Origin of the sequence: Marinobacter iranensis, from assembly GCF_029207565.1 — a bacterium.
GTDB classification, from domain to species: domain Bacteria; phylum Pseudomonadota; class Gammaproteobacteria; order Pseudomonadales; family Oleiphilaceae; genus Marinobacter; species Marinobacter iranensis.
On the sequence record NZ_JANCMW010000001.1, the window covers coordinates 524,052 to 549,993 of the forward strand.

The window sequence follows — 25,942 nt, forward strand, 5'->3', positions numbered from 1 at the left end:
AGGGCTGTCATACGGTCGTCATTCCCATCGCACAAGGTACGGGTAATCCTTGAACAGGCCGGTGGGGGAAGCCGATGCATCAGTACCGGAGCGTTTTCATTTCCGATGTTCACCTGGGGTCAGCCGATTGCCAGGCGGATTACCTTCTGGATTTTCTTGATAACGTCAGCTGCGACACCCTGTACCTGGTGGGGGATATTGTCGACCTGATTGCCATGCAGCGTCGGGTGCATTTCCCGGCAAGCCACCAGGCGGTGGTGCGACGATTCATGGCCATCGCCGCGTCCGGAACGCGGGTGGTGTATGTGCCCGGTAATCATGATGAGTTCCTGCGGCACTTCTGCGGCCAGACCCTGGCCGGTATCGAGCTGAAGCAGAAAGCCATCCATACCACAGCGGACGGCCGTCGGTTTGTGGTGTGCCACGGCGACCAGTTTGACCAGGTTGTGCGGTGCAGCCCGCTGATGCTGCTGGTAGGAGACAGGGCGCACGGGCTGCTGCTGCGCCTCAACCGCTGGTTTAATGCCTGGCGGCGGTTGCGCCGCAAACCCTATTGGTCACTGGCGGCCTGGGTGAAAAGCCGTATCGGCAAGGCCCGCTCATTTATTCGCCGCTTTGAGCTTGCTGCCCTCACCGCCGCGGAACGTGGACACTATGACGGGTTTATCTGCGGGCATATCCATTCCGCCGGATTCCTTCGCAGCCAGGAAGGCCTCTACTGTAATGACGGCGACTGGGTGGAGCATTGCACAGCGTTGGTGGAGCAGTATGACGGCAAGCTGGCTATCCTGCACTGGTCGGAACAGCCGGGTATTATTGCCTCGGAGCCTTTGCAACCGGCCCCGGAGTTCACCGGTGGCCAGCGGCCCGTCATCGACGTGTTGTCGCCGGCGTTTATCGAAAGTATCAACGCAGCGCCGAAGTAGTGCTTTTCCCGGGACGAAAAAAAGCCCCTGGGGTAAGGGGCAAGAAGGTTTGCGACCACAACAAGAGGTGCAACCTGAAATCGTTCCATCAGAGTAGGGTTAATTTCTAGAGTAATCAGCCTAGAATGTCCGCACTTTGGATAGAGAAGAAGCGGATGCCTGAAATGACAAGCGATGTTCTGGAATTCAGCGGTGGTGCCATGTCCCTGAAACGCCCCGGTGGAGGCCGCTCGTTACGCGCCTGGGATGCTGCTGATGAGCAGTTGCTGGAGCAGGCCTGCGAACGTTGTACTCCGGAAAGCCACCCGCAGGTATTGATCATCGATGACCAGTTCGGGGCCCTGACCCTCGGGCTGGCGAAATTCTCTCCGCTCTCTTTTGCAGACAGCCGCACCCTCACCGAATCCCTTGATACCAATGCCTTGCCAGGGGTGAATGTTCCTGCACCGTTGAATTGGCTGGCACCACCGGAAGGGCCGTTTGATCTGGTGATCATGCGTATTCCCAGGCAACTGGATTACCTGGCGTGCCTCTTGCGTTGGGTGAACAGTATCCTGACGCCAGGGGGTACTCTTATTGCCGGCGGTATGATCAAGCACCTGCCCTCCCGTAGCGCCGCGATCTTCGGGGAGTTGGTTCACACCCGGGAGGTCTGTCCCGCGCGCAAGAAATCCAGGGTGATTGTCGCCGGCCCCGGGAGGCAGACGTTAAGAGGCTGGACGGATTTATGGCAGGGCTATGGGTTGCCGTCGACCCACTACGAAGTGGCGGGCATGCCGGCCGTGTTCGCCAGGGAAAAGCTTGATATCGGTTCGCGATTGCTGCTGCCGGCCATCAAGCGGGCGGTTGCCGAGCTTCCGCCTGTGGCACGGGTATTGGACCTGGCCTGCGGGAATGGAGTGCTCGGCTTGTGCGCCCTGGCGCGCAAGCCGGTGCTGGAAGTGATGTATGCGGACGTGTCCAGCCAGGCTGTGGCCAGTGCGCGCCACAACGTTATGACTGCCTTTCCGGACGCCGTGGCGAGCTTTCATCACAGTGATGGCGTTCCGGGCGGTGCCGGCCGCTTTGACCTGGTATTGCTGAATCCGCCGTTTCATGAGGGTGGGGTGGTGGGCGACCACATCGCCCTGCAACTGTTCCAGCAAGCCGCCCGCCACCTGTCGCCAGATGGCCGAATGCTGATGGTGGGGAACCGGCACCTGGGGTATCACCGCAGTCTCAGGCGTTACTTTTCGCAGGTGCGTCAGCTCGATGCAGATCCGAAATTCGTAGTGTTTGAGGCCCGTGCTCAGGGAGCCGGCCGGCCGTAACCCATGCGCGCCAGGGTATCGACAATGGTTTGGGTCTGACTGTCGATTTCGATATTCACCCGGTCACCCACACCTGCATCGGCGAAGGTAGTGGCGCGCAACGTCTCCGGGATCAGGTGCACGTTAAAGCGGTTGTCGTTGACCTCCCCGATGGTCAGGCTGGCGCCGTTGATGGCGATGTAGCCCTTGGGGAAAATGTAGCGGGCCCAGGCCTGCGGTACCTGGAATTCGATGGTGCAGTTGTTCTCGGGCTGGTCAATTGCCACGATATCCGCCGTCGTGTGAACGTGGCCGGAAAGAAGGTGGCCCCCAATCTCGTCACCGATCCGCGCAGCCCGCTCGAAGTTCACCCGGTCGCCGGGTTTCAGGTCGCCAAGGGTGGTCAGGCGCAGTGTTTCCTGCATGGCATCAAAGTAGAGGTTGCGACCTTCCTGCCGTGTTACCGTCAGGCAGGTACCGTCGATGGAAACCGATGCGCCTGTAGTGACATGGTGAACCTGTTGTTCCGGAAAGCGAATGCTGAAACTGCTCAGCCCCGGCGCGGTGGAGATGTTGTCAACGATGGCAACACCCTGAACAATACCTGTAAACATGTATCAACCTCGGGTAGTGTCTGCGGCCGGTTCCGACCACACTGGATGGGCCAAGGATAGCGATCCCACGGGGCTCTGCCAAGCCACGCAGCCAAGTCACACAGACGGGTACGGTTGTGCCGTTTTCACTCAAGGATCCGTGCGGGTGGCCGATATACTATCAGGGCGGGTGCAGACTTGAGGGTGTTGCCCCGGGATATATTGACGGGTAAGCAGCCATGGCAGAGAACGAGAGCACACGCCAGCAGACTATCGATACCGCGGGTGCCGGAGAACCCTTGCTGCGCAGGGGGCGCCCGGCGGATCCTCATCCCAATGCGGGAGAAGGGGGCCGGGGCATCGCTACCGACCCGGCTGCTCCCGCCGTTCCCCATCGTGAGGGGCAGGGTCGTGAGGGGCAGGGCGCGCCGTCCGGGAATGATGAACAGGGTACTGAGGACGCCTCAGCCAGTGAACAGCCTGCCAGCGGCGATGAACCGCAGGATATCGAGAAAACCCTGGCTGAATCCCGGCAACGCAAACTCCGCCTGATGTTGCGTCAATGCGATCGCGTATTGCTGTTAGATTTCGAACTTCTTGCCCTGCCAGACTGGCCGGACAATTACTCGCTCTCTGCGGCCCGCCGCAATCGCGACGCCTGGCTTTTCTGTGCGCTCCTGGCAGCGATTGTCTTTCTGAGTGGCATGACCGGTTTTGTGCCGGCCTGGATTGCCGGCGGCGGCTTTGGCGCCTTTGTGATTATCCTGCTATTGGGTGTGCCGGGCATTCGTCGGCTGTACACGTCGCGGCCCTCCTATCTGGACCTTGTCATCCGCCGTCAGCGACTGCTTCGCGATGCGCGTAAGCATATTGAGCACCTGGAGGGCAAAGAGGGGCTGGTGTGGCAATGCGCGCGCATGGGCGAGTTCAATTCCGTTCTCAAAGCGCCCCGCTTCAGCGAGCTACTGGCCCTTTCCGAGCGCCGGGTGCTGGCACGCAACATGAGCCGCCGGGAACATATCCGCCTTTACCTGATCTATCTGCTGGAAGCAGAGAAAGCTTACTCCCGGGCACAACAGGCTTTCTTCGAGGGCCATCAGCAGGCAATCGACAAGGGCTGGTCTTCGGTGGCTGCCGAACCCGGGAACAGAGCTTGACATCGCTGCCGGTCAAACGTATGTTTCAAACAGACGTTTGCTAGAGGCACTGATAACACATGGCTCAGTCTGATACGGTTGACCGGATTCTTGATGCAGCGGAAGAGCTCTTCGCCGAGCGTGGGTTTTCTGAAACTTCCCTTCGCATGATTACCAGTAAGGCTAAGGTAAATCTTGCTGCTGTCAATTACCACTTTGGTTCTAAAAACGCCCTGATCCATGCGGTGTTTGCCCGCTTTCTTACACCGTTCTCCGCCACACTGGAGGATGCGTTTGACGACCTTGAAGCGCGATGTGACGGCGAGCCACCAACGCTGAACCAGACCCTGTGGGCGCTGACCGAAAGTGCGGTACGCATGCCCCAGCGCAATGAGAAAGGCATTTCCATATTCATGCGTTTGCTCGGCCTGGCTTACACGCAGTCCCAGGGCCACCTTCGCAAGTTCCTTGAGCAGGAGTATAGCCAGCCATTCAGCCGCTTTATGCGCCTGCTGAAAGAGGCGACACCGCAACTGTCGGCGGTGGATCGTTACTGGCGGATACAGTTTATGCTGGGCGCCACTGCATTCACCATGTCCAGCAGTGATGCATTGCAGGATATTCTGCAAAACAAGTTGGGTGTGGAAACCACAGTTCAGGAAATTGCGGCGCGCCTGGTGCCGTTCCTCGCTGCGGGAATGCAAGCTGAAGACACCATGCTGGTGCCACCGCCCCATAAAACCTCTGTTGCCTGAATTGCCTACTCTCGGTTAGGCTTCCGGTTTGGTTTGTCCGCCGGGAGCCTGACACCGCATGCCAAGTGATCCTGTTTCGACGCCCGTTCCCGGAATCGAGATCAGCCTCGATACGCAAACGCTGACCCTGTTTCCGGATGGCGCGTCCACTCCTCTCTCCTATCCTGTTTCAACGGCCCTGAATGGCCCGGGTGAGCGCCAAAGCAGTGGCTGTACTCCAAGAGGCCGGCACTATGTACGGGCAATGGTTGGTGGCGGGGTTCCCCTTAACTCCGTATTTGTTGCCCGTAGGCCCACCGGCGAAGTGTATTCTGACGCTCTGTCGCGGAAGTTTCCCGAGCGTGACTGGATCCTGTCAAGAATCCTGTGGCTGTGCGGGCTTGAGTCCGGGAAAAATCGTGGCCCCGGGGTCGATAGTTTTCGCCGCTTCATATACATTCACGGCACACCAGATACCGAACCCATGGGTGTTCCACGCTCCCATGGCTGTATACGCATGAGAAATAAAGACGTTGTTGACCTGTATGGTCGGGTCTCACCCGGCATGCCTGTCACCATACGTTAGGATTAGCGGTCGCCATTGAGTAGAGGGAACCGATGATTGAAGAAGCGCCTTCCATAGTCAATTCCTGGATACAGGACTGGAGCCTGCTGTCGGAAAGCTGGCGCGTTGGGCTTGTGGTCTTCGCCCTGGTGGCCGGTACGGCGCTGGTTGCCTATATAGCCAGTTTCATTGTGGGGGTCGCCGAGCGTCGGTTCCAGAAAACCAGCAACCTCTGGGATGACGCTTTGCTCCATGCAGCCCGGAAGCCGGTGGTGGGTTTTGTCTGGTTGCAGGGGGTGTATTGGGCTGCCGAGGTGGCTCATCGCTATTCAGAGTCCGAATTATTCTCCGTTAACGATACCCTGCTGCAGCTCGGCTTCGTCTGGTTGCTGGTATGGACCCTGCTGCGGCTGATTAAACAGGGGGAGGAAATACTGGCCTCGCCCCTGAAAATGAAAAAGCCCATGGACTACACTACGGTAAACGCCGTCAGCAAGCTGTCCCGGGCTGTGGTCATTATTACTGCAATACTGATCGCCATGCAGTCGCTTGGCTACAGCATATCCGGTGTGCTGGCGTTCGGTGGTGTTGGCGGTATCGCCGTGGGCTTTGCCGCCAAGGATTTGCTGGCAAACTTTTTCGGTGGCTTTATTATCCATCTCGACCGCCCGTTCAAGGTGGGTGACTGGGTTCGCTCCCCGGACAGGAATATCGAGGGTGTCGTCGAGCACATTGGCTGGCGCCTGACCACCGTACGGACCTTCGACAAGCGTCCGCTTTATGTGCCGAACGCCGCCTTTACCACGATCGCGGTCGAAAACCCCTCGCGCATGCTCAATCGTCGTATCTCTGAAACCATCGGTATACGTTACGCGGATGTCAGCGGGATGGCGGAGATCGTGGCTGACATCCGGTCGATGCTGGAGAACCATGAAGATATCGACCAGGACCAGACCCTTATTGTGAACTTCCTCGCTTTCAACGCGTCTTCGCTGGATATCATGGTCTACACCTTCACCAAGACCATCGAGTGGGTGCGGTTCCATGAGGTCAAGCAGGATGTACTGCTTAGGATCAGTGAAATCATCGAAAATCACGGGGCCGAAGTTGCCTTCCCCACGCGCACACTTCATTTGCCAGGGGGTGTTCGTGTTGCTGCCGACGAGAATCGGAAGGCGGCAGGCGAAAGCGATGAGTCCGGAGCTTCGGACCACGCGGAAGAAAGTGGACGCGCTCCGGCCTCCGGTAGCACGTATTCCTCGGAAACCCGGGGTGACAGCGAAGAGGCAACGGGGGACTAGTTATGGGAACTTCCAGCAATCATCCCCCGGTTGGCATCATCGGAGGCACCGGGCTTACAACCCTGTCCGGTCTTGAACTCACCGGGGAACGGCCGGTAAACACCCCCTGGGGTGAACCGTCATCGTCATTGGTGGAAGGGCTGCTCGGCGACCAGCCGGTGGTGTTCCTGTCACGCCATGGCAATCCACACCGTATCCCTCCGCACCAGGTTAACTACCGGGCGAATCTTCACGCTCTCTACGAGATGGGCGTTCGTACGGTTGTCGGCGTCAATGCCGTGGGTGGTATTCATGCTGACATGGGCCCGGCCCATATCGTGATCCCTGATCAGATTATTGATTACACCTGGGGGCGGGCGAGTACGTTTTTTGAGGGAGACCTGGAAGAAACCACCCACATTGACTTTACCTTTCCATATTCCAGCGAAGCCCGCGCGTTGTTGATTGATGCAGCCCGCGCCGAGGGGCTCCCATTCTCGGATTTCGGTGTATACGGCGCAACGCAGGGCCCAAGACTGGAAACCGCAGCAGAGGTGCTCCGCTTGGAGCGGGATGGCTGCGACCTGGTGGGCATGACAGGTATGCCGGAGGCTGCGCTGGCGGCGGAACTGAAGATGAATTACGTGTGCCTGGCGCTGGTGGTGAACCGCGCTGCCGGCAAGTCCGATCACATTATTACGATGGAAGAGATCGAGGCCGCCATCGGCCAGGGGATGTCTGGCGTCAGGCGGATCCTCGAGATATCCATGGGCGGTTTGGGCGCGCTTACTGCTCGATCTTCTTGAAGAAAACCAGTACGCCGATGGTGGGGGAGTCCAGGAAATGGACTTCCTCGCTGCGCATTCGGCGGGTCTCCCGTATCCAGGTCACCAGTTGTGCCTTTGGCCAGGCTTCTCCAGACAGCTCAGGCTGATTCGTTCCCTGTATGTCTCCGCCCTCGGCGATGTTCGCCAGTGTGTCCTGTGTTTGTTCAGCTTCTTCATCCGCTGAGACAGTCGCATCGCCTTGGGAATCAACTGTCCCCGAAGCCTGCATGATCTCCTTGTCGGGCAGTGGTTCCCAGTGGTTCAGGTGTACACCCACATGGAGGTAGCGCTGCCGGTCGATGGTGATATGGCCTTCCACCTCACGGTGCCCGGCGTCGGGCAACCAGTCCCCAATAGCAACTCGTAGTGGTTCGCCCTCAAAGTTGGGCGGGAAGGACTGATACCAGCCTGTGGCCAGCAGTATCCGGAATCGCCCGCTGTTTTCCAGGCGGTTGGCGGCTGAGCTCAGGTATAGCTGGTCGCGGGAGACCAGCTTGCGTGTGGTCTCGACCACGCCATTGCGGTCCACGGCCCGGAGGATTTCTGTGATGTCCGGGTCGGGCGGCTCAGGAACCCGGCTGGCCATTTTCTCGTTGACGTCGGCGGGATCGACTTTGCGTTCGAGTATCACGAATTCCGCCCGGTAGTAGTCTTCACGGGGTGCCTCCGATTGCGGAGACACGTTACTACTACTCTGCTCTTCGGGGGCGCCAGCGGTGGGCGCTTCGGCAGGCTCCTGGGCGGTCACCCAGGGCGAGAAGGCCAGCAGGGCCGCAAGAATGAAGACGGGTCTTCCGCGCAATAGGTTACCAGGCGTTCGCAAGGGCTTTGCTCCAATGTTCCTGTTGATCATCAAGGGGCGCTGAACCGTGTGCATCAGGAGGTCAGTTGCCCCAGCATGTCGGAAATGCCGTCGAGTTTACCACTGGTTGAGGTATCCTTCAGCCGGAAACGGAAACTGTTGGCGCCTTCCAGGCGATACTGGTCTGGGGAGGATTGCACTTTTTTAACCAGAACCAGCGGGTCCACCGGCGTGGAGCTGCCGAATTCAAGCCGGGCCCATTCCTTTCCTGCGTCAACCTTTACGATTCCCAGGGCTTCGGCGCGAATCCTGAGCTCCGACTGGCGAATCAGGTTCTTGGCCGGTTCCGGTAATAATCCGAAGCGGTCGATCATCTCAACCTGAAGTTCTTTTAATCCCGCCTTGTCGCTCACACTGGCAATCCGCTTGTACAGCATCAGCCGATTGTGGACATCGGGCAGGTAATCGTCCGGAATTAGCGCCGGTATGCGAAGGTTCATCTCCGTGCCATGGCTCAGTGGCAGTTCGGCATTGGGGGTTCGACCCTCACGTATCGCCTGTACGGCTTCATCCAGCAACTGCATGTAGAGTGTGAAACCGATGCTTTCGATCTGGCCGCTCTGTTCTTCTCCCAGCAACTCCCCGGCGCCCCGGATTTCGAGATCGTGGGTAGCCAGCATGAAGCCGGCACCCAGGTCCTGCGCTTCCGAGATGGCTTCCAGGCGTTTCTTCGCATCCGCTGTTATGGACCTTGGTGGTGGTGTCAGCAGATAGGCATACGCCTGGTGGTGGGAGCGCCCCACGCGGCCACGGAGCTGATGCAATTGGGCCAGCCCGAATTTGTCCGCGCGTTCGATGATGATGGTGTTGGCACTGGGAATGTCGATGCCGGTTTCAATAATGGTGGTACAGACCAGGACGTTGAAGCGCTTGTGGTAGAAGTCCGACATGATCTGTTCCAGATCACGCTCGCGCATCTGGCCATGGGCGACACCCACCCGGGCCTCGGGAATCAGCCGGCGCAGGTCCTCGGCGGTTTTCTCAATGGTGGCAACGTCATTGTGCAGGAAATACACCTGGCCGCCGCGCAGCACTTCCCGCAGGATGGCTTCCTTGACCATGGCCTCGTCCCGCTGGCGGACGAAGGTTTTCACCGACAGGCGCCGGGCCGGCGGGGTGGCGATGATGGACAGGTCCCGCAGATGCCCCATGGCCATATTGAGGGTCCGGGGAATCGGCGTCGCGGTCAGGTTCAGCATGTCGACTTCGGCGCGCAGTGCTTTCAGGCGTTCTTTCTGCTGCACACCGAACCGGTGCTCTTCATCGATGATCACCAGCCCCAGGTTCTTGAACTTGATGTCGCCCTGGAGCAGCTTGTGGGTACCGATCACAATGTCGGCCTTGCCGGCTTCGATCGCCGCCAGGGCTTTGCTCGTCTGTCCGCCGCTGCGGAAGCGGCTGAGCAGCTCTACATTGACGGCGGTGTCCGAGAAGCGGTCACGGAAGGACTCGTAGTGTTGCTGCGCCAGCAGGGTTGTGGGCACCAGTACCGCCACCTGCTTGCCGGAGTAGGTGGCCATGAACGCGGCGCGCATGGCGACCTCGGTCTTACCGAAACCGACATCGCCGCAGACCAGACGGTCCATGGGCTTGTCACTGACCATATCTTCGAAGACGGCTTCGATGGCGGCCTGCTGGTCCGGGGTTTCTTCGAAGGGGAAGCCGGCTGCGAAGGCGCGGTAGGCTTCCTGGGGGTCTTCAAACGAGAACCCCTTGCGTGCTTCCCGGCGGGCGTAGACGTCCAGCAGCTCGGCTGCGGTGTCGCGGATTTTCTCCAGTGCCTTCTGCTTGGCGTTGCTCCAACGGTCGGTTCCAAGCTTGTGCAGGGGCGCGTGGTCGGTGTCCGAACCGGTATAGCGGGAAATCAGGTGCAGGCTGGATACCGGCACATAGAGTTTCGAGCCGCCGGCGTATTCCAGCATCAGGAATTCGCTCGCTTCGCCCTCGACGGTGATGGTTTCCAGGCCCTGATAACGACCCACACCGTGGTCAATGTGGACGACCGGGGCGCCGATACGCAGCTCGGACAGGTCCCGGTAGCCGGAATCGTCCACCTCGGTGGGTTTCTCCCGGCGTCGGCGCTGTAGCACCCGTTCGCCAAACAGGGCTGTTTCCGTTATCAGTGCAATATGGTGCTCTGGTAGCAGCAGGCCGTATTCCATCGGAGCAACGGTGATGCCAAGGGTGACGTCCGGGTCCCCAACGAAGGCCTGCCAGTTCTCCAGTGTCGACAGCTTGAGGCCGTGGTCGGCCAGGTTCTCTATCAGCGCCTCGCGCCGGCCGGACGATTCCGCACAGATCAGGATCCGGCCATGGAACTCACTGACAAAGCGTTTAAGGCGGCCGGCGGGGTCTGCGGCACGGCCGTCCATGGATACGTCGGGCAATACCTCCGTGGGGCAGTTGCTGCCGCCAGCGGAGTCAGTGGTTTCAGTGGCAAGCGTGACCCGTGGAAAACCCTTGAGCTGGCCAAACAGCTCATCCTGTTGCAGGAACAGCTGTGCTGGCGGCAGGATAGGGCGCATCCGGTCATGGCGCCGCTCCTCGTAGCGGGTGCGGGTTTCGGCGTCAAAGTGCTCTGCCGCTTCGTTAAGGCCGGAGGCCGTGAACACCAGTGTTTCGCCCGGCAGGTAGTCAAACAGGGTTGCGGTCTGCTCGAAGAACAGCGGCAGGTAGTATTCGATTCCCGGAGGCGTAATGCCGTGGGTGACGTCCTGATAGATCGGCGCATTTTTGTCGGCGTGGGGGAACTGCTCGAACCAGCGGTTGCGGAATCCGGAGCGGGCTTCCTTATGCCAGGGAAACTCGTTGGCGGGCAGCAGTTCAATTTTCCCGATGCGGTCGATGGAGCGCTGGGTTTCCGGGTCAAAGGTTCGCAACGTTTCAATTTCGTCATCAAACAGATCGATCCGGTAGGGCCGGGTGGCGCCCATCGGGAATATATCGAGGATAGCGCCGCGAACCGCGTATTCGCCGTGTTCATAAACATTGTCCGCATGACGATAGCCAGCGGATTCCAACTGCATGCGCCAGTTGTCGATATCCAGTGACTGGCCCACTTCCAGCAACAGTGTGTTTCCCTGCAGGTAACTGACCGGTGGCAGTCGGTGCATGAGGGTTCGGGCCGGCACCACCAGAACGCCGTGGCTGGTGCCAGGCAGGCGATGCAGCGCCCGGATTCGACGGGAGGTAATGTCCTGGTGCGGCGAAAACAGGTCGTAGGGCAGGGTTTCCCAGTCCGGCAGCGACAACAGTTCAAGCCCGTCGGGCGTGATGGCTGGCTCGTCTTCATCAGTGGGCAGGCCCAGGTAAAAGCGCATGGACTGCTCGAGACGGATGGCTTCCTCGGTACTGCGGGTGATGACCAGCGTCAGGCCGTTATGCGCTTTTGCGCTCTCGCAGATGGCCAGGGCATCGCTGCTGCCATGCAATTGCCCCCAGGTGCGATGATCCGCAGCTTTAGCCGGCGCAGCAGGTGCCACCAGCACGGGATGTCTGTCGGAATGGGAGGCACCTTGCGTCATGGGTCGGGTATTACTCCTGAATATAGTGAGGCCGGGCAACTACGAGGCGCGTATTCTACCGGCCAGAGGTTGTGCTGTCATGGCGGCCGGGCCGGATTACCACATTGAAACGGTCGACCGTATTTGCTGTCTGGGTGATAACGTTGGATAATGTGCGCCCAATTTTCCAGGTTCCAACTGCAGAGGTTCAAGCGTGAGTCACGAACAGATCAACCAGCACCTGTCTAACTGGACGGAAAGAGAATCCACCGCGGAAGCCATGATTCCGCTGATCGGTCGCCTCTACCGTAAAAACAATGTGGTCACGTCCGTGTATGGTCGGTCCATTATTAACCAGTCGGTCATCGACATCATTCGTGCGCATCGCTTTGTGCGCCAGGTTGAAGACAGTGAGCTGTCGGTCCACAATACCCTCCCGATTCTGCAGGCGATGGACAAAATGGACCTGGGGCGTGGCCACGTCGACATTGGCAAGCTTGCCGTGAAGTTCAAGGAAGAGGGCGGTTCACTCGAGGACTTCCTCAAGCGCGAAATCGGGCCAATTGTCGGGCAGTACCAGACGCAGTCCGAAGAAGACGCTGAAAACGACACCAAGGACGTTGTGCTGTACGGTTTTGGCCGGATCGGTCGGCTGCTTGCCCGCATCCTGATTGAAAAGGCCGGTGGCGGCAACAACCTCCGCCTGCGTGCTATTGTTGTCCGCCAGGGGGGTGCCGACAACGACCTGGAAAAGCGTGCCAGCCTGCTGCGCCGCGACTCTGTTCACGGTCCCTTTAACGGCACGATTACCGTGGACGCAGAGCACTCTGCACTGATTGCCAACGGTAATTTCATCAAGGTGATCTATTCCCCGGGTCCCGACCAGGTGGATTATACCCAGTACGGCATCAACAATGCGATCGTGATCGACAACACCGGTATCTGGCGCGACGAGGCCGGCCTTGGCCTGCACCTGAAATCGAAAGGTGTCAGCCGCGTCTTGCTGACGGCGCCGGGTAAGGGTGATATCAAGAACATCGTCCATGGCATCAACAACGACTGGATTACCAGCGACGACAGAATCCTGTCCGCTGCCTCCTGTACCACCAATGCCATCACGCCGGTACTCAAGGCTATCCATGACGAATACGTTATCGAGGATGGCCATGTCGAGACGGTTCATTCCTATACCAACGACCAGAACCTGATCGATAACTATCACAAGGGCAGTCGCCGTGGTCGCAGTGCTCCGCTAAATATGGTTATCACTGAAACAGGTGCCGCGAAGGCCGTTGCCAAGGCACTGCCGGAGCTGAAGGGCAAGCTCTCGGGTAATGCCATCCGGGTGCCGACGCCGAACGTGTCCATGGCCATACTCAACCTGAACCTGTCAAAAGAGGTATCGGTTGACGGCGTGAACGAATACCTTCGCGATATGGCGCTGCACTCGGAGTTGCAGAAGCAGATCGATTTTGTCAACTCACCGGAAGTGGTCTCCACCGACTTTGTTGGTTCCAGGCATGCCGGAATCGTGGATGCCCAGGCAACCATTGCCAATGGCAAGCGTCTGATCCTGTATGTGTGGTACGACAATGAAGCTGGTTACAGCGCCCAGGTTATCCGTGTGGTGAATCAGATGGCAGGTGTTACCTACCCGATCTTCCCGAAACGGGTTCGAGGTTGACGGCTGGCTGAAAGCTTAGGGCTGGTCCGAGCCAGAGTGAAACCCCGGTCGTTTTTGCGGCCGGGGTTTCTTTTTGGGTCCCTGTAAACCATCCTCTCTTTACGTTAAGGCACAAACTCCGCAGGGTTTCTGGTGGAAATAGTATTCCTTAATCTCTATAATTGGCGCGATTTTGGGTACGTCTGACTCCCGCTTCCCATCGCTTTCCTGTAACCGGATGCCCGGAATGTGAATGACCCTGGTGGGTCCGTTGCTCTGGCATTGCCATCCGGTTCCGACCGGACTGGAATGCCCGGACGGCGGGCGTCGGACGTTAAAATCCATCGAACAGTTTCTGATGATTGGATGAGGCTAATGATCAATATCAAAAAAGGCCTGGATCTTCCCATCAGCGGCGCTCCTGAACAGACCATTACAGACGGCAAACCCGTTCGCCATGTGGCATTGATCGGTTTTGACTATATCGGCATGAAGCCGACGATGGCTGTGAAAGAAGGGGACCGTGTAAAGCGCGGCACGCTGCTGTTTACGGACAAGAAGACCGAAGGCGTTCGTTATACTTCACCGGCCGCCGGTGTAGTCAAGGAAATCAACCGCGGTGAGCGCCGCGTGTTTCAGTCGATTGTTATCGAAATTGATGGTGATGACGCTGAAACCTTTGCGCGCTACAACGCTTCCGATATCGCCGGCCTGGAGCGCCAGCAGGTTGTCGATAACCTGGTGGAATCCGGGTTGTGGACGACCTTCAAGACCCGTCCCTACAGCAAGGTGCCTGCCATCGATACGGCACCGCATTCCATTTTTGTGTCAGTGATGGATACCAATCCGCTGGCAGCGGACCCAACGGTCATCGTTCGTGAAAATGGCGCAGCCTTTGAGCAGGGTCTGAAGATTATCTCCAAGCTCACGAATGGCAAGGTATTTGTAACCGGCAAGCCCGGTTCCGACGTGCCGGTCCCGTCCGACGACAAAGTGGAAGTGCAGCAGTTTGACGGTGTTCATCCTGCGGGCAATGTTGGTACTCATATTCACTACCTTGATCCGATTGCAGGTGACAAGGTGGTGTGGAGTATCGGCTACCAGGAAGTGATCGACATTGCCAGGCTGTTTGAAACCGGGGAGCTTTCGGTAGACCGGATCGTCGCCGTTGGTGGTCCGAAGGCGCTGAAGCCGCGCCTGCTTCGTACCCGTATCGGCGCTAATCTTACAGAACTTCTGGAGGGCGAAATTGCCACCGATTGCGAGGTTCGCAGGATTTCCGGTTCAGTATTTGGTGGTCGTCGTGGTGACGGACCGTGCAACTACCTCGGTCGCTTTGCCAACCAGATCTCGATCCTGGAAGAGGGCAACAAACGAGAGTTTATGGGCTGGCTTTCACCGGGAGCCAACAAGTTCTCGATTATGAACATCTATCTGTCCAAACTGGTCGGCGGCAAACGGTTCGATATGACCACCACGACCAACGGCAGTGAGCGGGCGATGGTGCCGGTGGGTGTTTACGAAAAGATCATGCCACTGGACATTCTGCCGACCCAGTTGTTGCGGTCTTTAATCGTGGGTGACACTGAGATGGCACAAAAGCTGGGTGCTTTGGAGTTGGATGAAGAAGATCTGGCACTGTGTACCTTCGTGTGCCCGGGCAAATACGAATACGGTCCGATTCTCCGTGAGAACCTGACCCGAATCGAGATCGAGGGCTAAAACGATGGCAATCCGACAGTTTCTCGATGGTATCGAGCATCATTTCGAAAAAGGTGGCAAGTACGAGCGCTGGTATGCGCTTTACGAGGCGGTGGATACGATTTTCTATTCGCCGGCGAGCGTGACGTCCACTACCTCTCATGTGCGTGATGGTATTGATCTCAAGCGCATCATGATCACGGTCTGGCTCTGTACATTCCCGGCAATGTTCTTCGGTATGTGGAACATTGGCTTCCAGGCCAACAGTTTTCTGGCTGAGAATCCGGACGCCCTGATGGGCGACGGTGGTCTGCGTACGGCGTTTATCAGTGCCCTGGCCGGTAACAATGCCGCCAGCATCTGGGACAACTTCGTCTATGGCATGGCGTACTTCGTGCCCATTTACTTCGTCACCTTCGTGGTGGGTGGTTTCTGGGAAGTGCTGTTCGCTACCGTGCGCCGACATGAGGTGAACGAAGGCTTCTTTGTAACCTCGGTTCTCTTTGCGCTGGTTTGTCCTCCGACCATCCCGCTGTGGCAGGTGGCCCTTGGTATTACCTTCGGTGTTGTGATTGGCAAGGAAGTGTTTGGCGGTACCGGCAAGAACTTCCTGAACCCGGCCCTGACCGGCCGTGCATTCCTGTACTTCGCCTATCCGGCGCAGATATCCGGTGACACGGTGTGGACTGCGGTCGATGGCTTCAGCGGCGCAACTGCACTGAGCTGGGCAGCCAGCGGAGGCCTGGAGGCACTTGAAACCCAGATCGGCTGGATGTCGGCGTTCATGGGGTCCATTCAGGGTTCCATAGGTGAAACCTCGACACTGGCTGTGCTGATCGGCGGCATTATCCTGCTGGTGATGAAAATTGCGTCCTATCGTATCGTTGGTGGCGTTATGATCGGCATGATCGGAATGTCTCTACTGCTGAATCTTGTCGGCTCCGAGACCAACCCGATGTTCGATGTGCCGGCGCACTGGCATCTGGTTATGGGCGGCTTTGCCTTCGGCATGATGTTCATGGCAACGGATCCTGTTTCTGCGGCCATGACCGACACAGGCCGCTGGTGCTTCGGTATTCTGGTGGGCGTGATGACAGTGTTGATCCGTGTTATCAACCCGGCTTTCCCGGAAGGCATCATGCTGGCAATCCTGTTTGCCAATCTCTTTGCACCGCTGATGGACCACTACGTGGTTCAGGCCAACATCAAACGGAGGCTCGCACGTGGCTAAAGCTAAAGAAACTGTCTCCAGAACGCTGATGGTTGCACTGGTGCTGAGTATTGCCTTCTCTGTCGTGGTTTCCACGGCGGCGGTGATGCTCAGGCCGGCGCAGGTCAAGAACCAGAATCTCGACATTCGGTCCAATATCCTCGCTGCCGCTGGCATGCTCGAGGAAGGAGCGACAGCGGATGAAATCGAACAAACCTTCTCGCGCTTCGACGTGCGGCTGGTGGACCTGGATTCCGGTGAGTATGTCGATCCGGAAACGGTGGGTGTTGAAGACCCGATGAAGTACGACATGTACAAGGCCGCTTCAGACCCGTCCATGTCTACCGACATCCCGGCTTCGGAAGACAAGGCCGGTATTAAGCGCCGTCCGAACGTGGCCAAGATCTATACCCTGAGTGAGAACGGCGAACTCGTGAGAGTCGTGCTTCCGATTCACGGCTATGGTTTGTGGTCCACCCTCTACGGGTTCGTGTCGCTGGAAGGCGATGCCAACACCATTGAGGGCTTGGGCTTCTACGACCACGCCGAAACGCCCGGGCTTGGCGGTGAGGTGGATAACCCCCGCTGGAAGAGTCAGTGGGTTGGCAAGGAAGTGTATGGCGATGAGCTGGAAGAGCCGCAGATTCGCCTGGTCAAGGGCGGCGTGAGCTCGGGTGCATCCGACAAGGAACACAAGGTGGACGCGCTGTCCGGTGCGACCCTGACGAGCCGCGGTGTGGAGCAACTGGTCAATTACTGGCTGGGTGACCGGGGCTTCGCGCCGTATCTGAAAAAACTTCGTGAAGGGGAGGTCTGATCATGGCAGACGCTTCAGCCAAACAGGTTCTTTTCGAGCCGATATTCAGTAATAACCCGATTGCTCTGCAGATCCTGGGGATCTGCTCGGCACTGGCGGTGACCACCAGCATGAACGTAACCCTGGTTATGTGCATGGCGGTTATCGCGGTAACGGCCTTCTCCAACCTGGCCGTGTCGCTGGTTCGCACGCAAATCCCGGGCAGTATCCGGATTATCGTGCAGATGACCATCATTGCCTCCCTGGTTATCGTTGTGGATCAGATACTCAAGGCCTACGCCTATGAAATCAGCAAGCAGCTCTCGGTATTCGTTGGTCTGATCATCACCAACTGTATCGTTATGGGCCGGGCTGAGGGCTTTGCCATGAAGAACGGCCCCTGGTTGAGCTTCCTCGACGGCATTGGTAACGGCCTTGGCTATTCGGTATTGCTTATCTTTGTAGCGTTCTTCCGTGAACTTCTGGGTGCGGGCTCGCTGTTCGGCGTGTCCCTGATGCCGGTTGTGAACGAAGGTGGCTGGTACATTCCTAATGGCCTGCTACTGCTGCCGCCAAGTGCGTTCTTTATTATTGGTCTTACCATCTGGGGTCTGCGGACCTGGAAGCCGGAGCAGGTGGAAGAGCCTGACTTCAAGATGTCCCGCCACACCGTTAAGGAGGCCTTCTGATGGAACACTATATCAGTCTGATCCTGAAGGCCATTTTCGTTGAAAACATGGCGCTGGCCTTCTTCCTGGGGATGTGTACCTTCATCGCGATCTCCAAGAAGATCGAAGCCGCCGCCGGCCTGGGTATCGCCGTTGTCGTGGTACTGACGATTACCGTTCCGGTGAACAACCTGCTCTATAACACCATCCTTCGGGAAGGTGCGCTGGACTGGGCAGGTTTGCCGAATGTTGACCTGAGCTTCTTGGGCCTGCTTACGTATATCGGTGTCATTGCCGCGCTTATCCAGATTATGGAAATGATACTGGACAAGTACATCCCGGCTCTATACGCCGCACTGGGTGTGTTCCTGCCGTTGATTACGGTGAACTGCGCCATCCTGGGCGCATCACTGTTCATGGTCGAGCGGGACTACACCTTTAGCGAGAGCGTGGTTTACGGGTTTGGCGCGGGTGTTGGCTGGGCATTGGCAATCCTTGCCCTGGCCGGCATTCGCGAGAAGCTCAAGTACAGCGATGTTCCCGAAGGGCTGCGAGGCCTGGGTATCACCTTCATTACGGTTGGTCTGATGTCCCTCGGCTTTATGTCGTTCTCAGGTATTTCACTGTAATCAACCCGGTGATTCGATTTAACGAAAAGGCGAGACCATGAATACAGAAATTATTCTCGGCGTGGTCATGTTCACCGTTATCGTGCTGGCCCTTGTCGCGGTCATTCTCGCGGCACGGTCCAGACTCGTAAGCACCGGTGATGTGACCATTGAAGTCAACGACGACCCAGAGCATACACTGACGACGGAAGCCGGTGGCAAGCTGCTGGGTACGCTGGCCGGAAACGGCATCTTCCTGTCCTCCGCCTGTGGCGGCGGCGGTACCTGCGCCCAGTGCAAGTGTAAGGTCCTCGAAGGCGGCGGCGCGATGCTGCCAACGGAAAAGACCCACTTCACCAACCGTGAAGAGAAAGAAGGCTGGCGCCTGTCCTGCCAGGTTCCGGTGAAACAGGACATGAAGGTGGAGGTACCGGAAGAGTTCTTCGGCGTCAAGAAGTGGGAATGCGAGGTTGTCTCCAACCATAACGTGGCCACTTTCATCAAGGAACTGGTGCTGAAGCTTCCCGAAGGCGAGGAAGTGGATTTCCGTGCAGGTGGTTACGTGCAGCTTGAGTGCCCTCCCTACGAAATTCCGTTCAAGGACTTCGTCGTCGAGGAAGAGTTCCATGAAGACTGGGACAAGCATGATATCTGGCGTTACAAGGCCGTGAACAAGGAGGAGACCATCCGTGCCTACTCCATGGCCAACTATCCGGAAGAGAAGGGTGTGCTCAAGTTCAACATCCGGATTGCCACTCCGCCTCCGGGTACGGACCATCCGCCGGGCATCATGTCCTCCTATGTCTTCAACCTGAAGCCGGGTGACAAGGTGACTGTGATGGGGCCGTTCGGCGAGTTCTTCGCCAAGAAGACAGACGCCGAAATGGTATTCATCGGTGGTGGTGCCGGTATGGCGCCCATGCGTTCCCACATTTTTGACCAGCTCAAGCGCCTGGAGTCCAAGCGCAAGATCAGCTTCTGGTACGGTGCACGAAGTGTCCGGGAGATGTTCTATGTGGAGGATTTCGACATGCTGGCGAAAGAGAACGACAATTTCGAGTGGCATGTGGCACTGTCCGACGCGCTGCCGGAGGATAACTGGGAAGGTCCGACAGGCTTCATCCATAACGTGCTGTATGAGAAGTATCTCAAGGACCATCCAGCGCCCGAGGATTGTGAATACTACATGTGTGGGCCCCCCATCATGAACGCCTCATGCATCAAGATGTTGAAGGATCTGGGTGTTGAGGACGAGAACATCATGCTGGATGACTTCGGGGGTTAACTGGCTCCATGACATTCAGCAAGTTCCGGCCCGTCAGGGTGGTTGTGGCCAGCGCCTTACTGGTGCTGGCCCTGGCCACGCTGACGGGTTGTTCAGTTGAGGACGAGGAAAAGGTCTGGGAGATTGCGGGGCCGATGTTCGGGACCCGTTATCATATCAACGTCGTATTGACGGAAGATACGGAGCGGCTGGAGAATCTTTCGCAAGGCATTGAAAAGGTTCTGGAAGACGTGGATGCCTCAATGTCGACCTGGCGGGAGGATTCCGAGCTTTCGCGATTCAACAACCTGGAAGACCAGTCTGAATGGGTTGAAATCTCCCCACCGCTTCACGAAGTACTCACCACGGCCCGCAAGGTATCCGAACTGACGGATGGTGCTTTTGATGTCACTATCGGCCCGGTCGTTAATCTGTGGGGGTTTGGGCCGGATGCGCGCCCGGACAAGATTCCTGGTGACGACGAGTTGGCGGCCAGGCTCGCAAAAACCGGTTATGGCAAGCTGGAACTCCGGTCTGATCCGCCGGCACTTCGGGCCAGCCCCAATCAGTACATTGATCTGTCTGCCATTGCCAAGGGGTATGGCGTGGACGCCGTTGCGAGTTACCTGAAGGAAGAGGGTATAACCGCGTATCTTGTGGAAATTGGCGGTGAAGTCCAGGCTTTTGGCCGTAAACCGGATGGAGAGGCTTGGCGTCTGGCCATTGAGCAGCCGGTGTCGGAAAGACGCGAAATCAACCGCGTGGTTGCCCTCGACAGCCATGCAATGGCAACCTCCGGAGACTATCGTAACTACTACGAATCGGAAGGTCGGCGCTTTTCACATACAATAGACCCCAAGGATGGCAGGCCTATCAGCCACACACTGGCTTCGGTGACTGTTATTTCAGACAACTGCATGATGGCAGATGCGCTGGCAACGGCATTCAACGTGATGGGGCACGAGCAGGCAAAATCGCTCGCTACCCGTGAAAATATTGCCGCGTATTTTATCGTTCGGGGCGACGACGGGTTTGAAACGGATTACACGCCCGCTTTCTCCTCATTCCTGGCTAATTGACGGAGAGGTCTTATGGGTACTTTTCTGCTGGTCCTGATGATTGTCGTATTGCTCGTTGCAGCGATGTCAGTCGGGGTTATCTTTGGTCGCAAGCCGATCAGCGGCACCTGCGGCGGAATTGGTGCCATGGGTATCAGCAAATCCTGTGACATCTGTGGCGGCAACACACAGAAATGTGAAGAAGAGAATGAACGCCTGGCCAACGAGGGCAAATCGGCGGAGGCACTGAGTTATGACGCCTCCCGTAATGGCGACCGCTGATCCTGCTTCACGAATTCATAATAATCCCGGGAGCTTCTGAAAAGCGCCTGCGCCCTGCCAGCGCGCATCTGCAGGGTCTTTTCAGAGGCTCCCTCACGACGTAGATAAGGAGTCACTGCAGAATGGCAGAACATCATTACGACGTCGTCGTTATCGGCGCGGGACCTTCAGGAGAAGGTGCGGCGATGAATGCGACGAAACACGGCAAGCGTGTCGCAATCATCGAAGACAAGCCCACCGTTGGCGGTAACTGTACCCACTGGGGCACCATACCCTCAAAGGCACTGCGTCATTCGGTCAAACAGATCATCACCTTCAATACCAATCAGATGTTCCGGGACATTGGTGAGCCACGTTGGTTCTCTTTTCCCCGCGTCCTGCAGAATGCTCAAAAGGTTATTGGCAAGCAGGTGAAACTGCGGACCCAGTTCTACGCCCGTAACCGGGTGGACCTGATCAACGGTCGTGCCAGTTTTATCGACAGCAACCGTCTTGAGATTCGTGGTAACAAGTCCCATGAAGTCCTCCACTTCAAGCAGGCGGTGGTCGCAACCGGCTCACGCCCCTATCTTCCGCCCGATGTGGACTTCCGCCATCACCGTATCTACAACTCGGACACCATACTGAACCTGTCCCATACGCCCCGGACGCTGATTATTTACGGTGCCGGTGTCATCGGTTCCGAGTACGCCTCCATTTTTGCCGGCCTGGGGGTGAAGGTTGACCTGATCAACCCCGGTAGCCGCCTGCTCACCTTCCTGGATGATGAAATTTCCGATGCCCTGAGCTACCACCTGCGCAATAACGGTGTGCTGGTTCGGCACAATGAGGAGTACGAGTCGGTTGATGGCGATGACCACGGCGTTGTGCTGTCGCTGAAATCCGGCAAGAAAATCCGTGCCGATGCCTTTCTCTGGTGTAACGGCCGTAGCGGTAACACCGAGAAGCTGGGGCTGGAGAATATCGGCCTGACGCCTAACGGCCGTGGCCAGTTGGCTGTAGATGATCACTATCGGACAGACGTGGAAAACATCTACGCGGCCGGGGATGTGATCGGTTGGCCAAGCCTTGCCAGTGCCGCCTACGACCAGGGCCGCTCCGCGTCATCTGACATCGTTAAGGATGACTACTTCCGGCTGGTGTCCGATGTGCCGACAGGCATCTACACCCTTCCGGAAATCAGCTCTGTTGGTAAAACCGAGCGCGAGTTGACCGAAGCCAAGGTGCCCTATGAAGTGGGGCAGGCGTTCTTCAAGGACCTGGCGCGGGCACAGATTACCGGTGACCCGGTGGGCATGCTAAAGATCCTGTTCCATCGTGAATCCCGCCAGCTTCTGGGGATCCACTGTTTTGGTGACCAGGCTGCGGAGATTGTTCACATCGGCCAGGCCATCATGAACCAGGAAGGCGAAGCCAACTCCCTGAATTACTTCATTAACACCACCTTCAACTACCCGACCATGGCCGAGGCCTACCGGGTAGCTGCACTAAACGGTCTGAACCGGATTTTCTGATTCGGTTTTTTCGGCGGTATGTTGTCCGCAGGGAAGCTGTAGGGCAGCTCTCGCCCGGTTCTCGAAAAACATCCGGGAACTGGTAGGGTAGTCGGTAATAATGCTGTCGACGCCTTTGGCCTCAAGCTGGAGCATGTCGTGGATGCGATTAACCGTCCAGGTGGACACGTGCATGCCTCTGCGGTGGGCATCGTCCACGACGGCTTCCGTGCAGATACGCCAGCCGATGCAGAGAAAGTCGCAGTGTAGCCGGGCGGCGGTGTTGACCGGCCGCGGAAATTTCCGGTCCGTCACCAGCCCGATACGCACCTTGCGGTCACGGCGGCGAGCTTCCTGCAGGAATCCGTTGTCAGAGGAAGTAATCGCAACCCGATCGTACAGATCGCGGCGCTGGATGATTTCCGTGAGCCGGTTGCACAGGACATTCAGCCGTTGGCGGCTGTCCTTCTTCACTTCCAGTTGCAGGTGCTCAAAATCCGGGAACTCGTTCAGCAGCGCCTCCAGGGTGGGGATGCCCGCTTTCTTTGGCCAGCTCGTGGTATTGCGCCTGGCGTCCATATCAGCCAGTTCCGCAGTGGTGTAACTGGCAACATTGCCATTCTGCCCCGTCGTTCGATCAACGGTAAGGTCATGAATAACCACTGGCTTTCCGTCTTTTGACAACACAAGGTCAAGCTCAAAATGCCGCACGCCATGACGATAGGCATGGGTAAATCCTGCCAGGGTATTCTCCGGGGCTTCTCCTTTTGCGCCCCTGTGCCCGTATACGATCATGCTTTTGCTGATTCCTTCAGACGGTTGTAAATTTGCTGGCGTTTCGTCCAGGTGTCGTGACACAACTGAATGTCTTCCAGGTACGCTGGCAGCTCTTCCATCAGCAGGGCCTGGGGGCCGTCCACCAGCGCCTTTTCCGGCTTCGGGTGAAAGTCCACCAGTACCATGTTGGCGCCGGCTATCACGCCCTGGGCAGTGGCGTGCATGACATCCAGAACGCCGTCGGGTGCGCGTTCACGGCTGCCCACCGAGTGGGACGGGTCCACACACACCGGCATCCGGGTAAGGCGTTTCACCGCCGGCACATGGGCGAAGTCCACCATGTTACGGTGAGGTTGGCCAGCCTCGGTTTTCATGCCGCGCAGGCAGAAAATCACGTTGGCGTTGCCTTCGCTGGCCAGGTACTCCGCTGCGTTCAGGGACTCATTCAGGGTGATGCCGAAGCCGCGCTTGAGTAGCACCGGGTAGGTGCTCTGGCGGCCGATGGCCTTGAGCAGCTCGAAATTCTGGGTGTTGCGGGTACCTACCTGTACCATCACGCCGGTGGGCCGGCCAAGCTGTTCCAGGCAGTGGTCGATCTCCTCAATATGGCTTTCGTGGGTGATCTCCATGGCGATCACCTTTATACCATGTTTGCCGGCCTTCTCGAATACCCACGGCAGGCAGCCCTTGCCGTGCCCCTGGAAGGAATAGGGGTTGGTGCGGGGTTTGTAGGCCCCCATGCGGGTACAGACCTGGCCATTGTCTTCCAGCGCCTGCATCATCTGCTCGACATGTTCGGGCACGTCGACGGCACACAGCCCAGCGAAAATATTCAGGTTTGACTGGTCGAATGTGACGCCGTTGTAGGTAAAACCGCTCTGGCGCCGATCATCTTTATGGCGACCCAGTATCCGGTAGTCATCGGAGATGCGAATGGCCCGCTCCACGGCTGGGAGGGCCTCGATTTCATCCTTGTCGAGGGACTTGGTGTCGCCCAGAAGATAAACCTCGGTCAGACGCTGCTTGGCGCCCTGCACCTCGTGAACCCTGACCGATACCCCCGGCAGGTTCTCGAGAAAATGCATGGTCTGGCGATAGGCTTCACTGTCCAGCGCGGTATCCGGGTGGAGAATGGCTAACATACATGCTCCTTAAAGGTTCAGTTAGCGCCCTCGGCGCGATGACGGGCCTGCATGAATTCCCTGTGGTTAAGGTGCAACAGATCCGCTATGCGGCGAATCAGGTGTTCCTCATACTTGTCGATACGGCCGTCAGCGAAGGCAACCCGCCAGATACTTTCAAGCAGTACCTGTTTCCCTTCCTGGTCCAGCTGTTCATTGATCTGGCCGGTAAACTCGTAAAGGGAGGTGGCGTCGTCGGCGTGGCTGAGCGCATCCTGAAGGATGTCTTCCGCTTCTTCACGGGTTACCTGGTGGGCCCGGACGGCACAGTCGACGATGATTTTCAGCTCTTCATCGTCCTGGCTACTGTCCACTCGGGACAACTGAACCATCAGTGCGGTAGCGGCAACGGCAAGCTGGTGGCTGTCGGGCTGCGTTGGTTCATCTTCAGGTGAGCCGAACAGGCTCTTCAGGCGCTCAATCATGATTCTGCAACACTCCTCCCGGTTACTGCCAGCGTCAGGCGGCCTGGGCCAACCGGCGGACGCGGTTTTCCAGTTCAATCTGGTCGTTGGTGAAACGGCGGATACCATCCGCCAGCTTTTCCGTAGCCATGGCGTCTTCGTTGGACTCCCAGCGGAAAGTGCGCTCATCGATATTGCCGGGCCTGTCAGAACTTTTCGCGCCGGTGGCGGACAACCGACGCGGAAGGGCGGCACTGTCATTGTCCAGTTCCTGTAAAAGCGCCGGGCTGATGGTGAGCCGGTCACAGCCGGCGAGCATCTCGATTTCACCGGTGTTGCGGAAGCTGGCGCCCATGACCACGGTTTTGTAGTCATTGGCCTTGTAGTAGTTGTATATGCGGGCCACGGACTGCACGCCCGGGTCTTCTTCTGCCGGGAATGAATCGCGCCCGGTAGCGGCCAGGTGCCAATCCAGGATGCGGCCCACGAACGGAGAAATCAGGAAGGCGCCCGCATCGGCGCAGGCGGCGGCCTGGATGAAGGAGAACAGCAGGGTCAGGTTGCAGCGGATGCCTTCTTTTTCCAGCTGTTCTGCCGCCCGGATGCCCTCCCAGGTAGAAGCGATCTTGATCAGTACCCGACTGGTGTCCATGCCGAGATGATCATAGAGCTCCACGAGGCGACGTGCCCGGGTGAGGGTGGCGCCGGTATCAAAGGACAGGCGGGCGTCCACCTCGGTTGACACCACGCCGGGGATACGACCCAGAATTTCCTTACCCGCCAGTACGGCCAGCATGTCTGTGGCGTAGGTCAACTGCTCCGCATCCGATCCGCCCTGTTTACGGGCGGCAGCCACGGCTTCATCCAGCATGGGGCGGTAGGCATCGGAGGCCGCGGCCTTGAGGAGAAGCGACGGATTGGTGGTGGCGTCTTCCGGCTTCCACTGGGCAATGGCGTCCAGGTCACCGGTGTCGGCGACCACCGTGGTCATGGCTTTGAGTTGTTCAAGCTTGCTGGTCATTCGTCCTGTCGTCCTGATCAATTTGTTATTGATCGCCCGGTTCGCGGGCGCATACGTCTACAATAACGGGCTGCCCTGACAGGAACAAGACGGTAAAAGGT

General features: G+C 57.8%; 24 protein-coding genes. 17 read left to right on the forward strand and 7 right to left on the reverse strand.

The window, feature by feature from the left end:
* Window positions 1-74: 74 nt before the first annotated feature.
* Both NLU14_RS02485 and NLU14_RS02490 read left to right on the forward strand, forming a co-directional pair.
* Complete coding sequence (locus NLU14_RS02485; protein ID WP_275704581.1) at window positions 75-926, forward strand: UDP-2,3-diacylglucosamine diphosphatase; 852 nt, start codon at window positions 75-77, stop codon at window positions 924-926.
* A gap of 164 nt (window positions 927-1,090) precedes the next feature.
* On the forward strand, window positions 1,091-2,236 hold the full coding sequence (locus NLU14_RS02490; RefSeq protein ID WP_275704582.1) for a class I SAM-dependent methyltransferase: 1,146 nt from the start codon (window positions 1,091-1,093) through the stop codon (window positions 2,234-2,236).
* Here NLU14_RS02490 and NLU14_RS02495 read toward each other — a convergent pair.
* Window positions 2,215-2,829 (reverse strand): riboflavin synthase subunit alpha, encoded by a 615-nt coding sequence (locus NLU14_RS02495; protein WP_275704583.1) that lies wholly within the window; start codon window positions 2,827-2,829, stop codon window positions 2,215-2,217. The two genes, NLU14_RS02490 and NLU14_RS02495, sit on opposite strands and share 22 nt — an antisense overlap.
* A gap of 218 nt (window positions 2,830-3,047) precedes the next feature.
* On the opposite strand from NLU14_RS02495, the gene NLU14_RS02500 reads away from it, so the two are divergent.
* The 5 genes from NLU14_RS02500 to NLU14_RS02520 are packed head-to-tail and all read left to right on the forward strand — an operon-like array spanning window position 3,048 to window position 7,329.
* On the forward strand, window positions 3,048-3,965 hold the full coding sequence (locus tag NLU14_RS02500; RefSeq protein WP_275704584.1) for a hypothetical protein: 918 nt from the start codon (window positions 3,048-3,050) through the stop codon (window positions 3,963-3,965).
* Between the two features lie 59 nt (window positions 3,966-4,024).
* Window positions 4,025-4,699, forward strand: a complete 675-nt coding sequence (locus NLU14_RS02505) for a TetR/AcrR family transcriptional regulator (RefSeq protein WP_275704585.1) — start codon at window positions 4,025-4,027, stop codon at window positions 4,697-4,699.
* A gap of 58 nt (window positions 4,700-4,757) precedes the next feature.
* Window positions 4,758-5,264 (forward strand): L,D-transpeptidase, encoded by a 507-nt coding sequence (locus NLU14_RS02510; protein ID WP_275704586.1) that lies wholly within the window; start codon window positions 4,758-4,760, stop codon window positions 5,262-5,264.
* 32 nt (window positions 5,265-5,296) lie between these two features.
* Window positions 5,297-6,544: a mechanosensitive ion channel family protein gene (locus NLU14_RS02515; protein ID WP_275704587.1), complete on the forward strand. Its 1,248-nt coding sequence runs from the start codon at window positions 5,297-5,299 to the stop codon at window positions 6,542-6,544.
* Window positions 6,545-6,546: 2 nt separating this feature from the next.
* Entirely contained in the window at window positions 6,547-7,329 is a 783-nt protein-coding gene (locus tag NLU14_RS02520) for an S-methyl-5'-thioinosine phosphorylase (protein ID WP_275704588.1), read from the forward strand.
* Here NLU14_RS02520 and NLU14_RS02525 read toward each other — a convergent pair.
* Both NLU14_RS02525 and mfd read right to left on the reverse strand, forming a co-directional pair.
* On the reverse strand, window positions 7,310-8,152 hold the full coding sequence (locus NLU14_RS02525) for a CsiV family protein (protein WP_275704589.1): 843 nt from the start codon (window positions 8,150-8,152) through the stop codon (window positions 7,310-7,312). The two genes, NLU14_RS02520 and NLU14_RS02525, sit on opposite strands and share 20 nt — an antisense overlap.
* Window positions 8,153-8,226: 74 nt before the next feature.
* Window positions 8,227-11,736 carry a transcription-repair coupling factor gene (mfd, locus tag NLU14_RS02530; protein WP_275704590.1) on the reverse strand — a complete coding sequence of 1,170 codons (3,510 nt, stop codon included), beginning with the start codon at window positions 11,734-11,736 and terminating at the stop codon, window positions 8,227-8,229.
* Window positions 11,737-11,929: 193 nt separating this feature from the next.
* Between mfd and NLU14_RS02535 the strand changes: the two genes are divergently transcribed.
* The 10 genes from NLU14_RS02535 to sthA all read left to right on the forward strand — a co-directional run bounded on the left by NLU14_RS02535 (window position 11,930) and on the right by sthA (window position 22,479).
* Window positions 11,930-13,399 (forward strand): glyceraldehyde-3-phosphate dehydrogenase, encoded by a 1,470-nt coding sequence (locus NLU14_RS02535; RefSeq protein ID WP_275704591.1) that lies wholly within the window; start codon window positions 11,930-11,932, stop codon window positions 13,397-13,399.
* A 354-nt stretch (window positions 13,400-13,753) separates the two neighbouring features.
* Entirely contained in the window at window positions 13,754-15,100 is a 1,347-nt protein-coding gene (locus NLU14_RS02540) for a Na(+)-translocating NADH-quinone reductase subunit A (protein WP_275704592.1), read from the forward strand.
* A 4-nt stretch (window positions 15,101-15,104) separates the two neighbouring features.
* Window positions 15,105-16,310 (forward strand): NADH:ubiquinone reductase (Na(+)-transporting) subunit B, encoded by a 1,206-nt coding sequence (locus NLU14_RS02545; RefSeq protein WP_275704593.1) that lies wholly within the window; start codon window positions 15,105-15,107, stop codon window positions 16,308-16,310.
* Window positions 16,303-17,106 (forward strand): Na(+)-translocating NADH-quinone reductase subunit C, encoded by an 804-nt coding sequence (locus NLU14_RS02550; protein WP_275704594.1) that lies wholly within the window; start codon window positions 16,303-16,305, stop codon window positions 17,104-17,106. Before NLU14_RS02545 ends, NLU14_RS02550 begins: the two co-directional genes overlap by 8 nt.
* A 2-nt stretch (window positions 17,107-17,108) precedes the next feature.
* Window positions 17,109-17,774 (forward strand): NADH:ubiquinone reductase (Na(+)-transporting) subunit D, encoded by a 666-nt coding sequence (locus NLU14_RS02555; protein ID WP_275704595.1) that lies wholly within the window; start codon window positions 17,109-17,111, stop codon window positions 17,772-17,774.
* On the forward strand, window positions 17,774-18,382 hold the full coding sequence (gene nqrE, locus NLU14_RS02560; RefSeq protein ID WP_137434919.1) for an NADH:ubiquinone reductase (Na(+)-transporting) subunit E: 609 nt from the start codon (window positions 17,774-17,776) through the stop codon (window positions 18,380-18,382). Before NLU14_RS02555 ends, nqrE begins: the two co-directional genes overlap by 1 nt.
* A gap of 37 nt (window positions 18,383-18,419) precedes the next feature.
* On the forward strand, window positions 18,420-19,646 hold the full coding sequence (nqrF, locus tag NLU14_RS02565; RefSeq protein WP_275704596.1) for an NADH:ubiquinone reductase (Na(+)-transporting) subunit F: 1,227 nt from the start codon (window positions 18,420-18,422) through the stop codon (window positions 19,644-19,646).
* 8 nt (window positions 19,647-19,654) lie between these two features.
* Window positions 19,655-20,704 (forward strand): FAD:protein FMN transferase, encoded by a 1,050-nt coding sequence (locus NLU14_RS02570; RefSeq protein ID WP_275704597.1) that lies wholly within the window; start codon window positions 19,655-19,657, stop codon window positions 20,702-20,704.
* Window positions 20,705-20,716: 12 nt separating this feature from the next.
* Complete coding sequence (nqrM, locus tag NLU14_RS02575) at window positions 20,717-20,965, forward strand: (Na+)-NQR maturation NqrM (protein ID WP_275704598.1); 249 nt, start codon at window positions 20,717-20,719, stop codon at window positions 20,963-20,965.
* Window positions 20,966-21,087: 122 nt separating this feature from the next.
* Window positions 21,088-22,479 (forward strand): Si-specific NAD(P)(+) transhydrogenase, encoded by a 1,392-nt coding sequence (gene sthA / locus NLU14_RS02580; RefSeq protein ID WP_275704599.1) that lies wholly within the window; start codon window positions 21,088-21,090, stop codon window positions 22,477-22,479.
* Here the strand turns inward: sthA and NLU14_RS02585 are convergent.
* Genes NLU14_RS02585 through tal form a run of 4 tightly spaced genes read right to left on the reverse strand, consistent with a single transcriptional unit; the run spans window position 22,453 to window position 25,841 of the window.
* Window positions 22,453-23,253: a glycerophosphodiester phosphodiesterase gene (locus NLU14_RS02585; RefSeq protein ID WP_275704600.1), complete on the reverse strand. Its 801-nt coding sequence runs from the start codon at window positions 23,251-23,253 to the stop codon at window positions 22,453-22,455. The two genes, sthA and NLU14_RS02585, sit on opposite strands and share 27 nt — an antisense overlap.
* Entirely contained in the window at window positions 23,250-24,377 is a 1,128-nt protein-coding gene (locus tag NLU14_RS02590; RefSeq protein WP_275704601.1) for a 3-deoxy-7-phosphoheptulonate synthase, read from the reverse strand. The genes NLU14_RS02585 and NLU14_RS02590 overlap by 4 nt, the downstream gene beginning before the upstream one ends.
* 17 nt (window positions 24,378-24,394) lie before the next feature.
* Window positions 24,395-24,841, reverse strand: coding sequence for a tellurite resistance TerB family protein (locus tag NLU14_RS02595; RefSeq protein WP_275704602.1), 447 nt, complete (start codon window positions 24,839-24,841; stop codon window positions 24,395-24,397).
* Between the two features lie 34 nt (window positions 24,842-24,875).
* Window positions 24,876-25,841 (reverse strand): transaldolase, encoded by a 966-nt coding sequence (gene tal / locus NLU14_RS02600; protein ID WP_275704603.1) that lies wholly within the window; start codon window positions 25,839-25,841, stop codon window positions 24,876-24,878.
* Window positions 25,842-25,942 lie beyond the last annotated feature (101 nt).

Bases quoted from the DNA above. Each gene is read 5' to 3' on its own strand.
- NLU14_RS02485 (WP_275704581.1), top strand. From the start codon at position 75: ATGCATCAGTACCGGAGCGTTTTCATTTCCGATGTTCACCTGGGGTCA.
- NLU14_RS02490 (WP_275704582.1), top strand. From the start codon at position 1,091: ATGACAAGCGATGTTCTGGAATTCAGCGGTGGTGCCATGTCCCTGAAA.
- NLU14_RS02495 (WP_275704583.1), bottom strand. From the start codon at position 2,829: ATGTTTACAGGTATTGTTCAGGGTGTTGCCATCGTTGACAACATCTCC.
- NLU14_RS02500 (WP_275704584.1), top strand. From the start codon at position 3,048: ATGGCAGAGAACGAGAGCACACGCCAGCAGACTATCGATACCGCGGGT.
- NLU14_RS02505 (WP_275704585.1), top strand. From the start codon at position 4,025: ATGGCTCAGTCTGATACGGTTGACCGGATTCTTGATGCAGCGGAAGAG.
- NLU14_RS02510 (WP_275704586.1), top strand. From the start codon at position 4,758: ATGCCAAGTGATCCTGTTTCGACGCCCGTTCCCGGAATCGAGATCAGC.
- NLU14_RS02515 (WP_275704587.1), top strand. From the start codon at position 5,297: ATGATTGAAGAAGCGCCTTCCATAGTCAATTCCTGGATACAGGACTGG.
- NLU14_RS02520 (WP_275704588.1), top strand. From the start codon at position 6,547: ATGGGAACTTCCAGCAATCATCCCCCGGTTGGCATCATCGGAGGCACC.
- mfd (WP_275704590.1), bottom strand. From the start codon at position 11,736: ATGACGCAAGGTGCCTCCCATTCCGACAGACATCCCGTGCTGGTGGCA.
- NLU14_RS02540 (WP_275704592.1), top strand. From the start codon at position 13,754: ATGATCAATATCAAAAAAGGCCTGGATCTTCCCATCAGCGGCGCTCCT.
- NLU14_RS02545 (WP_275704593.1), top strand. From the start codon at position 15,105: ATGGCAATCCGACAGTTTCTCGATGGTATCGAGCATCATTTCGAAAAA.
- NLU14_RS02555 (WP_275704595.1), top strand. From the start codon at position 17,109: ATGGCAGACGCTTCAGCCAAACAGGTTCTTTTCGAGCCGATATTCAGT.
- nqrE (WP_137434919.1), top strand. From the start codon at position 17,774: ATGGAACACTATATCAGTCTGATCCTGAAGGCCATTTTCGTTGAAAAC.
- nqrF (WP_275704596.1), top strand. From the start codon at position 18,420: ATGAATACAGAAATTATTCTCGGCGTGGTCATGTTCACCGTTATCGTG.
- NLU14_RS02570 (WP_275704597.1), top strand. From the start codon at position 19,655: ATGACATTCAGCAAGTTCCGGCCCGTCAGGGTGGTTGTGGCCAGCGCC.
- nqrM (WP_275704598.1), top strand. From the start codon at position 20,717: ATGGGTACTTTTCTGCTGGTCCTGATGATTGTCGTATTGCTCGTTGCA.
- sthA (WP_275704599.1), top strand. From the start codon at position 21,088: ATGGCAGAACATCATTACGACGTCGTCGTTATCGGCGCGGGACCTTCA.
- NLU14_RS02585 (WP_275704600.1), bottom strand. From the start codon at position 23,253: ATGATCGTATACGGGCACAGGGGCGCAAAAGGAGAAGCCCCGGAGAAT.
- NLU14_RS02590 (WP_275704601.1), bottom strand. From the start codon at position 24,377: ATGTTAGCCATTCTCCACCCGGATACCGCGCTGGACAGTGAAGCCTAT.
- NLU14_RS02595 (WP_275704602.1), bottom strand. From the start codon at position 24,841: ATGATTGAGCGCCTGAAGAGCCTGTTCGGCTCACCTGAAGATGAACCA.
- tal (WP_275704603.1), bottom strand. From the start codon at position 25,841: ATGACCAGCAAGCTTGAACAACTCAAAGCCATGACCACGGTGGTCGCC.